The 10,300-nt window shown below is 72.5% G+C and carries 7 protein-coding genes (1 of these 7 running past the window's edge); 3 read left to right on the top strand and 4 right to left on the bottom strand.

Features of this window, described 5'->3' with window-relative positions:
* From P9K36_RS13820 to P9K36_RS13810, 3 genes are all read left to right on the top strand, one after another.
* A protein-coding gene (locus P9K36_RS13820) for a BamA/TamA family outer membrane protein (RefSeq protein ID WP_043757642.1) crosses the window boundary here: on the top strand, positions 1–802 show its 3' portion. 1,157 nt of this gene lie to the left of the window's left edge; 802 of the gene's 1,959 nt are visible here — the last part of the coding sequence; its start codon lies off the left edge, out of view; its stop codon occupies positions 800–802.
* Positions 803–5,155, top strand: coding sequence for a translocation/assembly module TamB domain-containing protein (locus P9K36_RS13815; RefSeq protein WP_043757637.1), 4,353 nt, complete (start codon positions 803–805; stop codon positions 5,153–5,155).
* A 129-nt stretch (positions 5,156–5,284) separates the two neighbouring features.
* Positions 5,285–5,602, top strand: a complete 318-nt coding sequence (locus tag P9K36_RS13810; protein ID WP_043349643.1) for an HPr family phosphocarrier protein — start codon at positions 5,285–5,287, stop codon at positions 5,600–5,602.
* A 3-nt stretch (positions 5,603–5,605) separates the two neighbouring features.
* On the opposite strand, the gene nth is transcribed toward P9K36_RS13810, so the two are convergent.
* The 4 genes from nth to P9K36_RS13790 all read right to left on the bottom strand — a co-directional run bounded on the left by nth (position 5,606) and on the right by P9K36_RS13790 (position 10,046).
* Complete coding sequence (gene nth / locus P9K36_RS13805; RefSeq protein ID WP_236961385.1) at positions 5,606–6,226, bottom strand: endonuclease III; 621 nt, start codon at positions 6,224–6,226, stop codon at positions 5,606–5,608.
* Between the two features lie 162 nt (positions 6,227–6,388).
* A complete protein-coding gene (locus P9K36_RS13800; protein ID WP_043349638.1) occupies positions 6,389–7,252 on the bottom strand; it encodes a hypothetical protein in 864 nt (287 codons plus the stop codon).
* A gap of 103 nt (positions 7,253–7,355) precedes the next feature.
* Positions 7,356–8,447 carry a GTP-binding protein gene (locus P9K36_RS13795; protein WP_043384296.1) on the bottom strand — a complete coding sequence of 364 codons (1,092 nt, stop codon included), beginning with the start codon at positions 8,445–8,447 and terminating at the stop codon, positions 7,356–7,358.
* A 66-nt stretch (positions 8,448–8,513) separates the two neighbouring features.
* A complete protein-coding gene (locus P9K36_RS13790) occupies positions 8,514–10,046 on the bottom strand; it encodes a D-alanyl-D-alanine carboxypeptidase family protein (RefSeq protein WP_051044599.1) in 1,533 nt (510 codons plus the stop codon).
* Between the last annotated feature and the right edge of the window lie 254 nt (positions 10,047–10,300).

Below are 10,300 nucleotides of genomic sequence, written 5' to 3'. Positions count from 1 at the left end.
GCCGGCCCTGTGGGGCACACGCAACGATCTGCTGGCCAACGCCTTCATCACGCGTGAGGTGCAGCAGAGCTATCTCGTGGATGGCGGCGGTGTCTCTGGGGCGATCCGCCACCGCTTCTCGGACACGTTCTCGGCGCAGATCGGGCTCGACGCCCAGGCGGGCCGGTCGAAGGATGCCCTCGGTACCGTCAATTACCGGCTGATCGGCGTCCCCGCCTCGGTGACCTACGATTCCACCGACAGCCTCCTCGACCCGACGCGGGGCATTCGGGCGATCGCGTCGCTGGCGGTCTATCCCGGCGCGATCTCGTCGCCCGGGATCGTCGTGGCCAAGGCGCAGGGCTCGACCTACTACGCCCTGGACGACGAAGCCCGCATGATCCTGGCCGGCCGCATCGGCTTCGGCTCGGTCTCCGGGGCGCCGCTGGGAGAAATCCCGGACAATTTCCGGTTCTTCGCCGGCGGAGGCGGCTCCGTGCGCGGCTATCCGTATCGGACCCTCGGACCAATCGGCCCCTACAACCTCCCGATCGGCGGCCGCAGCCTGCTCGAGGCTTCCCTCGAGGCGCGCATCAAGGTCACGGACACGATCGGCGTGGTGCCGTTCTTCGACGCGGGCACCGCCTTCGCCTCGGCGACGCCGGATTTCGATGAGAAGATCCGCAAATCCGTGGGCATCGGCCTGCGCTACTACACCGGTATCGGCCCGATCCGCGCGGATCTCGCCTTTCCGCTCGATCCCTATAAGGGCGGGCACGTGCGGCCGGCCGTCCTGTATCTCAGCCTGGGACAGGCGTTCTGAATGGCTCTTCGGACCGGACTCACGCGACGCCGCGCCACGCCGAACCGCGGCGGCGGCCGGTGGCTTGGCCTCGTCCTGGTCTGCCTGATTCTGGCGCTGCCCTGGGCCGTCACGCTGACCTCCGCCGAAGAGGGGGACAAGTCCGTGCTCGGCGGACTCCTGTCGCGGGCGCTCTCGACGCCCTCGTCCCGGGTGGCGATCGGCGCCATCGACGGCGCCCTGTCCTCCGACGCCACCATCCGGGACGTGGCGATCAGCGACCGCGACGGCGTCTGGCTGAAACTCGACCGGGCCCGCATCGTCTGGCGCCGGCTCGCCCTTCTGTCGGGACGCCTGGAGGTCGACAGCCTCGAGATCGGGCATCTCGACGTGCTGCGGCGACCGATCCCCGGTCCACCGCCGCCCGAAGCGAAGCCCGATGGCCGGCTGCTCCCGGACCTGCCCGTCAAGGTCGAGATCAAGGGTTTCAAGCTGGCCGAGCTGACGCTGGGCGAGGCGGTGGCCGGGCAGCCGGCGCGGCTGTCCGCGGAGGGCCGGGCGAAGCTCGGCGCCGCCAGCGAAGGGCTCGACCTCCAGGCCAGGGCCCTGCGCCTCGACACGCCGGGCCGCTTCCTGCTGTCGCTGCTGTTCGTGCCGAACGGCGAGCGGCTCGAGCTGAAGGCGAACCTCGTGGAGCCGGCGGGCGGCCTGCTCTCGAAGGCGGCCAACCTGCCCGGCACGCCGCCAATCGACTTCGAACTCGATGGAACCGGGACGTTGGACGCCTGGGGGGCCAAGCTCGACTTCACGGCCGGACCCGACATCGGTGCCAAGGGCGGTGCGAAGATCTCCCGGATCGGGGCCGAGCGGCGCCTCGCCCTGGATCTCGCGGCACGGATCGAGGGCCTGATGCCGGGCCCGGCGGCCGCGATCTTCGCCGGCACCACCAAGCTCGACGGCGGCATCGCCTTCGCGGATAGCGGCGCCTTCCGGATCGACCGGCTGGAACTGACCTCCCGCACGGCGCGTCTGGCCGCTGGCGGCAGCCTGACCCGCGACCGGGTCGCCGACCTGACGCTCCAGGCCCGCGCCCTGCCCACGGAGGGCGACGTCACCCGGGCCGGCGAGGCCGAGATCGGCAAGCTCGTCTTCGACGGCAGCCTGAAGGGACCGCTCGCGGCACCGACGGTCCGGGGCCGCCTCGACGCGGCTGCCCTGCGCAGCCGCGATTCCAGCCTGGACCGGATCGAGGCCAGCCTCGGGATCGACCCGCAGGGCGACCCATCGGCGCAGCGTTTCGCCATCACGGCGGACGGCCGGGTCGAGGGATTGAAGCTCGCCGACCCGGCCCTGCGCCGGGCGATCGGCAGCCGGGCCAACGTGACGCTCCGCGCCTCGGCCGGCGCAGACGGCGTGGTCGATATCGCGGCGCTCCGGCTCGACTCCGACACGGCGCGGGCGGCCTATGTCGGTCGCGTCGGCCAGAACACCCTGACGGGCACCGTAGACGCGGCCCTGCCGGACCTCTCGGTGTTCTCGGGTCTCGCGGGCCAGGGCCTTGCGGGCAGCCTCGACGCCAAGGCGCGGCTGAGCGGCGATCCGGCGCGCAAGGCCATCGCGGCCGACCTCGCCGTGACCACGAGCGGCCTCGTCACCGGGATCCAGGCCGCCGACCGCACCCTCGGCCGCGCACCGACCCTTCAGGGGCGCGTCTCCCAGACCTTCGACGGCTACGGCTTCGACCATCTGCGCCTGGAGGGGGCCGGCGTCGCCGCGACCCTGCAGGGCGAGGCGACGGCGTCCCGGGCGGATGTCACCGGGCGGCTCGATCTCAGGAGCCTCGCGGATCTCGACGGACGCCTCACCGGCAAGGCCAGCATCGATGTGCGCCTGACCGGATCTCTGGAACATCCGGATGTGACCGCGGCTCTGACGGCGCCGTCCGCCACCGCGGCGGGAAAGCCGATCCGGGACCTGCGCGCCGAGGCGGTCCTGCGGGACGCGCTCCTCGCCCCGGACGGAACGGTCCGACTCAGCGGCGACGTCGCCGGCAAGGCGCTCACGGGCGGTGCCCACCTCGCGCGCGTCGGCGGCGATTGGGTCCTCGACCGGCTCGGTCTCGATCTCGGCTCTGTCGCCGTCGCGGGCCACGCCATGGTCGCGGCCGACACGTGGCTGTCGGCCGGCGCGCTCACCGTGCGGGCCGGCGATCTGACGGACATCGCGCCCCTGGTCCCGGAGCCGGTCACGGGCCGACTCGACGCCGCGCTGACCCTCGCCCGTGACGGCGGCCGCCAGGATGCGGCCATCCGCGCCACCGGAGCCGCGCTCCGATACGGGGAGACCAGCCTCGCGCGTCTCGATGCGGATCTCTCGGGCCGCGACCTGCGCGCGCATCCCGTTCTCGAAGGGCGGCTCGAAGCCGACCGGCTTGTGGCCGCCGGCCAGCAGGTCGACACGATCCGGCTCCTCGCCAACGGCAGCCCCGCCTTCAGCGACGTGACCCTGACCGCCCGGTCGCGCGGCTTCAATCTCGATGGCGCCGCGCGGGTCGTTCCGGCCGAGGACACGCGGATCGAGATCCAGCGTCTGTCGGCCGCCCGGGGCGGCGATCGCTTCGCCCTCACCGGGCCGGCGGCGATCACGCTTCGGGACGGCGGCGCCGTGATCGACGGCCTGTCCATCGCGGCGGGCGCGGGTCGCATCACGGCCGCGGGCCGTGTCGGGCAGGCTCTCGACCTGCGGGTGGCGATCCGGTCGCTACCCCTGTCGCTCGCCCGGATCGCCGCGCCGAGCCTCGCCCTTTCGGGGACCCTGGACGGCGAAGCCGATCTCCACGGGCCTGTCACGCGCCCCGAGGGACGCTACGCGATCAGCGTCGCGAAGCTCGTCGCCCCGCAGACGCGGCAGGCCGGACTTCCGGCGATCGACGCCACCGCCAAGGGCACCCTGTCGGATGGGCAGGCGAGCCTGGACGGTCGAGTGACGGCAGGGCGCGGCGTCGCCCTGACGGTCTCGGGATCGCTGCCCGTGGAGGCAGGGGGGCCGTTGGACCTGCGCGCACGTGGGACCCTGGACGCATCCCTCGCCAATTCCCTGCTCAGCGTCGGCGGCCAGAGCGTCACCGGCAAGGTTGCCATCGACGGCGGCGTCACCGGTACGCTGGCGGCGCCGCGGGCGCAGGGCGCGGCGGTGCTGACCGGCGGCAGCTTCACCGATCCGCTGAACGGCCTCCGCTTCACCGGGATCGAGGGGCGCGTCACCGGTCGCGGCGACAGCGTGGTGGTCGAGCGCCTGACCGCGAGCGCCCGCAACGGCGGCCGGGTCTCGGTCACCGGCCGCGTCTCCCTCGCGCCCGACTTCCCGGGCAGTTTCCATGTCGTTGCCGACAAGGCCGAACTCGTGTCGAGCCCCTTGATGACGGCCGTGTCGAGCGTCGACGTCACGCTGGCGGGTCCGCTGGCGCGGACACCGCGGATCGCCGGTCGCGTGGATGTCGTGTCGATCGATGTCGCGGTCCCGGATCGGCTCCCGGCCACCATCCGGCCGCTGCCGGGGGTCCGCCACGTCAACACGCCGCCGGAGCTGCGCGCGCGCCTGGCGCAGCGGGCAGAGAGGAAGGCCGCGGCACGTCCCGGGCGGCGGTCCGGAAAGCCGGCCGTGCCGTTCGACGCCACCCTCGACGTGACGATCGATGCGCCGAGCCGCATCTTCGTGCGCGGGCGGGGCATCGACGCGGAACTCGGCGGCGCGCTGCGTGTCACCGGAACCTCCGCGTCGCCCAACGCGAACGGCGCCTTCTCGCTGCGGCGCGGTCAGTTCGAACTTGTCGGCCAGCGCCTGGATTTCAGCCGCGGCCGGCTGACCTTCGCGGGCAGCCTGACCACGCCGGAACTCGATTTCGTCGCCGAGACCAAGGCCACCGACGTGACCGCCCGCATCGCGGTCTCCGGCTTCGCGGACGCACCGCAATTCTCCCTGACCTCGGATCCAGCCCTGCCGCAGGACGAGATCCTGTCGCGGATCCTGTTCAAGAAGGCGTCGGCCGGCCTGTCGCCGTTCCAGGCCCTGCAGCTCGCCCAGGCGGTCGCCCAGCTCTCCGGGGGCGCCGCGGGGCCCGACATGTTCGAGCAGGCCCGCAAGAGCCTCGGCCTCGACAGCCTCGACGTTTCCACCGGCGCGAGCGGCGGGCCGGCGATCGGCGCCTCGCGCTACATCTCGGATCGGGTCAGCGTCGGCGTGAAGGCCGGGGCGAAGCCTGCCGACACGGCCGTCGGCGTCGATTTCGACGTCACCCGCCGGATCAAGCTGAAGGGCGAGGCCGGGAGCGACGGCCGCACCAGCCTCGGCGTCGGCGCCGAGTACGAGTGGTAGCCGGCCCGATCCACAGGACCGGCTTGCGCGTCCTCAGCAAGGCTACGGGATCGACACGCCCGGTCAATGGTTTAGGTTCGGCACAGGCGGCCGCCAGGGCCGCCGATCGGGCGGGAAACACGACGGACGATGGACGAGCTTTTCGAGACGGATGACGATCCGCCGGTTCCGGAGGGCGGCCTTCTCCGCAAGCTCCCGATCATCAACAGGCGGGGCCTCCATGCCCGCGCATCCGCGAAGTTCGTCCAGACCGTTGAACGCTACGACGCCGCCGTGACGGTGACCCGGGCGGGGGAGACCGTGGGCGGACGCTCCATCATGGGCCTGCTGACGCTGGGGGCCGCCATGGGCACACGCATCGCCGTCACGGCCGTGGGCCCGGATGCGGAAGACTGTCTCGACGCCATCGAGGCCCTGCTCGCCAACCGCTTCGGCGAAGACGAGTAGCGGCTAGGCCGTCGATCGGCCCGGCCACGCGCAAAGGTCGGAGACGGGGCATCGGGGGCAGGCAGGCTTCCGGGCGGTGCAGATGTCGCGCCCGTGTCGGAACAGCCAGACATGGGCATTGTCCTTGAAGCCCTCCGGCACGCTCCGGGCGAGGCCGTCGGCCACCGCGTCGACCGTCGGGCCCGGGGCCAGAGGGATCCGGTTCGAGACCCGGAAGACATGGGTGTCGACCGCGATCACCGGCTCGTGGAAGGCGAAGTTCGCCGTCACCTCCGCGCTCTTGCGGCCGATCCCCGGGAGGCGGCACATCTCCGCGGCGCTGCGCGGGACGCCGCCGCCGTAATCCGCCACCAAGGCCGCCGACAGCTTGACGATGTTGCGCGCCTTGGATGGCCCGAGCCCGACCGGCCGGATGATCTCGACGATCCGGGCTTCCCCGAGCGCCACCATGCCGGCGGGATCGCGGACCTCGGCGAACAATGCCTCTGCGACCCGCGAAACGGTCGGTCCGGTGGACTGGGCCGAGAGCAGCACGGTCACGAGCAGGCGGAACGGGTCGGTGCGGTCGAATCCGGCCTTCGGATCCGGATCCCTGTCCGCGAGACGCGCGAGGACCGCGGCCACCGTGGCGGCGTCTCCCGCCTGACCGGCTTCAGACGCCGGTCCCGCGGCGGCCTTTCGGCGCGGAGCGGATCGAATGCCATGGGTCAGGTCGCGGGTCATGGGCGCCAGCTAGGGTTCGGACGCCTCCCGCGACAGGCTCCCTGCGCGCGGCGGATTGACCGCTCAGGCCCGGGCCCGCCGCCAGGGTACCGCATTGGAGCCGGCGCAGAGGTGGAGCGTTCCGGACACGACTGCGCCGGCCCGGCGCCGGAACTCGACCTGCAGCGCGCCGCGACGGGCGAACAGCCGGGTGACCACCCGGACCAGCGATGCCTCGGCCGGGTCGGCGATGATCGGCCGCGCAGCCGTCCGGGCGTCGAGGGCGAGGAAGGTCTCGACCGCATCGCGGACGGCGGCTGGTTCGGTCACGGCCAGCATCTCGGACTCCGCGGGCTCCCAGCCTGCCGGGCGGATGCCGATCAGGTTCCCGGCCGGAACCGAACGCGGTCGCGCCGGACGGCTCGCCGCCAGGATGGGACGCGGCGGTCCCGGATCCTGCACGGGCGCGGACTCACCGACCAGGCGGAGCGGGCGGCGCAGCGCCCCGAGCCGTTCCCGCAAGGCCCGGTCCACGGCCTCGGCGGCTGCGTGCTCCACCAGGGCTGCGGCGTCAGGCTCCGCGGGCTGCCAGGGCCGGGCCCGGCCGCCCCAGACCGAATGGGGCATCGCCAGCGGGACGACCCCGCGCAGCGTCTCGCGGCCGTCGCGCGCATCCCGGCTCCAGGCCAGGGCGACGGCGACGGAACGCGCCGCCGGACGATGCTGGGCCAGCGGCAGGAGATGATCCGGGTCGCGCAGCGGATCGCTGACGGCATTGCGCACCAGCATGGCCCGCCAGGCGGCGACCGCCGCCGCATCCACGGCACCGGGCCGCTGGAGATCGACCCGCCACGTCTCGGCCTGCGGACCGGCTCCGGCATCCGGAATTGCCGTGTCGTCCGCCCGCTCGGACAGGCCGCCCTGTATCACGGTGAAGCGTCGCACCATCGCGTGTCCTGCCTGTCGACGATCCGTCCCGATCCGGGACGATCCGGCGCCTCAGGGGCGCCATTCGGCTCGATGGCTTCAAGGATGGTGCCGCCCGCCGGCGTCAGGGGCCGGGGATCGCCAGGGGGTTGTTGGTGAGCGCCGCGGCGTCCGGCGCGTCGATCCGGGGACGGCCCAGGAAGGCGTCCCAGAGCTGGCGCACGAAGGCGGGATCGAGATCGCGCAGGATCAGCACGAGCCGCGAGGTGTGGTCTGGATCAGGCCAAGCCGGCAGCGTGATCGGCGCGTGGAACACGTGCTGGACGCCGTGGACGACGAGCGGGCGCTCGGGATCGTCGGCGAGGGCGACGATGCCCTTGAGCCGCAGCAGCTTCGGACCGTGGCCGGAGCGCAGGAGGTCCATGAACATCTCGAAGGCGGGGCGCGGCACGGGCGCCGGGCTGGTCAGGCAGATCGCCTGGATCGCGGCGTCGTGGCGGTTCACGTCGGCGTGGTGGCGATCCTGCGCCAGCGCCGCGTCGCCGAGCCAGGCACGCACGTCGGCCGCCTTGCCGTCGAGACCGAACAGACCCCCGAGGAGCGCCTCCGCGGGGGCGTCCGGCGCGACGATCGGGGCGGCCGGGTTGAGCGCCGCCAAGCGTGCGCGGATGCCCGACAGGTCGCCCGCGAGATCGGTCTTGGTCAGCACGATCCGATCGGCGACCGCGGCCTGCCGCAGGGCCTCCGGATGGGCGTCGAGGGTCTCGGCGCCGGTCAGCGCATCCACCAGGGTCACCACGGCCTGGAGGCGGTATCGGAGCACCAGATAGGGATGGTAGATCAAGGCGTGGAGGATCGGTGCCGGATCGGCGAGGCCCGTCGTCTCGATCACCACGCGCCGGAACGGCCGTATCCGGCCGTTGTCGCGCTTGCGCAGCAGATCCTCGAGGGTGGCGATCAGGTCGCCCCGCACCGTGCAGCACAGGCAGCCGGCGCCGAGAAGGATCATGTCCTCGTCGACGGTCTCGATGAGCAGGTGATCCAGGCCGATCTCGCCGAACTCGTTGACGATCACCACCGTGTCGGCGAGCGCGGGATCGCGCAGCAGCCGGTTCAGCAGGGTGGTCTTTCCGGCGCCGAGGAAGCCGGTGAGCACGGTCAGCGGGATGGGCTCCGGGCGACGCGGGTCCGGAGCGGGCACGATGGTGTCTGACATAGGCGGCGAAGTGGGGTGCGTCGGGCTCCGCGGCAACGCGGCGCCACGCCGGACACCCGCGATGGCCTACTCGTCCGCCGCGGCCTTCTTGGCGGCCGGCTTCCTGGCCGGCGCCTTGGCCGCCGCCTTGGCATCGGGCTTGGCATCGGGCTTGGTCTCGCCCTTGGTCGACCCGGACCTGTGGGCGGCGGCCTTCGGCGCGGACTTGGTCAGGCCCTTGCCGGGCTTGGCCTCGGGCATCCCGGGCGTCTCGTCGGCCGTGTAGGCGCTCGCGTTCCGCGGCACGCCGTGACCCGGCTTCGCGGCGACCTTCGGGGCCGTCTTGGCGGCGGCCTTCGCGGCCTGGGCGCGTTCGAGCCGGGCCGCCTGGGCCTGCTTGGCTGCCTCAAGGGCCGCCGCGCGCTTGGCCTTGGCGGCCTCGAGCTTGGCGGCGCGGGTGTTGGCGGCGGCGGCCTTCTGCTCGGCCTCCTGCGCGTCGAGGATGTTCTGGCCTTCCGCCGGGTTGCGGCCGATCCAGACGGCGATCGGCTGAAGCGGCGCCCGCGGCGGCAGGGAGCGGGCCCGCAGGGCAGGATTGGAGAAGGCGGCCAGCGCCAGCGCCGGCGAATTCGCCGCCGAGCCGCCGATCAGTTGCGCGGCGGAACCGGGAGCGCTCAGTGCGCCGGCCCCGTCCTCGATGGCCGGCGGCTTCTTGCCGCCGCAGATGAAGGGGCGCATGTCCGGCGGCGCGGACAAGGCCGAGGCCGGGAGCGCGTCGAGGGTCGGGCTCGTCCAGCCGGCGCTCTGGCCGAAGGCGTAGTCGAACAGGTCGGCGGCCTTCACGTCGCGCTCGCGCGGGCTCGGCTGCCCCATCACGATGGTGACGATCCGCCGACCGTTGCGCGTGGCGGTCGCCACCACGTTGAAGCCGCCCGAGCAGATGAAGCCGGTCTTCATGCCATCCGTGCCGGGATAGCGTCCGAGCAGCCCGTTGTGGTTCGCCATCACGGCGCGGCCGAACTGGATCGCCGAGATCGAGAACAGGTCGTGGGAATCCGGGAAATCGCGGATCAGAGACCGGGCGAGAACCGCCATGTCGCGGGCGGAGGTCCATTGCCGCGGATCGGGCAAGCCGTTGGGATTGTACCAGCGGCTGTCATGCATGCCGATCCGCTGGGCAGTCTCGTTCATCAGTGCGGCGAAGTTGTCGACGGTGCCGCCGAGCGACTCGCCGATCGCGTAGGCGACGTCGTTCGCCGACTTGACCATGATGATCTTCAGGGCGTTGTCGAGGGTGAGCTGTGTCCCCGGCTTGAAGCCCATCTTCGAGGGCGGCTCGGCGGCGGCGGCGGCCGAGATGGTGATCATCGAGTCGAGCGAGACCTTGCCCTGCCGCACGAGATCCAGGGCGACGTAGGTGGTCATCAGCTTGGTGATCGAGGCCGGATACCAGGGATCGGTCGGCGCCTGCGCGTAGATCACCTTGCCGGAATCCACGTCCGCCACGAGGATCGGCACCGTCACGGCATTCGCGGCGCCGATCCCGATCAGGCCCGCCCCGAGCAGACCCGTCAGCGCCGCAAACCCGACGGTGACGCGTCGGTAGAGAGAAGAGGACATTCGAGCCCGACTCATCAGAGGATCGCCTGGTCGACGCCGCGGGGCGTCGGTTTTCCGGCCGGCCAGCCGGAGAGCGGCGCAACCCGGCCGGCCGAAAGCGGTCGCCGGACTGCATCTCGGCATGAACGAGTCCACCATGGCAAGAGCAAGGCGAGATCGCACCGCGCGTCTGCTCGGCGCGGTTGTCGGTGGCCCACCGGACAGGCACGGCTTATGTGCAGTCAGAGCGCGGAGCGGACCGCGCGCGGACGTGA

Source organism: Methylobacterium sp. 391_Methyba4 (assembly GCF_029691625.1).
GTDB classification, from domain to species: domain Bacteria; phylum Pseudomonadota; class Alphaproteobacteria; order Rhizobiales; family Beijerinckiaceae; genus Methylobacterium; species Methylobacterium fujisawaense.
The sequence above is the reverse complement of the archived record's forward strand: the minus strand, read 5'-3'. Positions and strand labels throughout refer to the sequence as shown.

Bases quoted from the DNA above. Each gene is read 5' to 3' on its own strand.
- P9K36_RS13815 (WP_043757637.1), top strand. From the start codon at position 803: ATGGCTCTTCGGACCGGACTCACGCGACGCCGCGCCACGCCGAACCGC.
- P9K36_RS13810 (WP_043349643.1), top strand. From the start codon at position 5,285: ATGGACGAGCTTTTCGAGACGGATGACGATCCGCCGGTTCCGGAGGGC.
- P9K36_RS13800 (WP_043349638.1), bottom strand. From the start codon at position 7,252: ATGGTGCGACGCTTCACCGTGATACAGGGCGGCCTGTCCGAGCGGGCG.
- P9K36_RS13795 (WP_043384296.1), bottom strand. From the start codon at position 8,447: ATGTCAGACACCATCGTGCCCGCTCCGGACCCGCGTCGCCCGGAGCCC.
- P9K36_RS13790 (WP_051044599.1), bottom strand. From the start codon at position 10,046: ATGTCCTCTTCTCTCTACCGACGCGTCACCGTCGGGTTTGCGGCGCTG.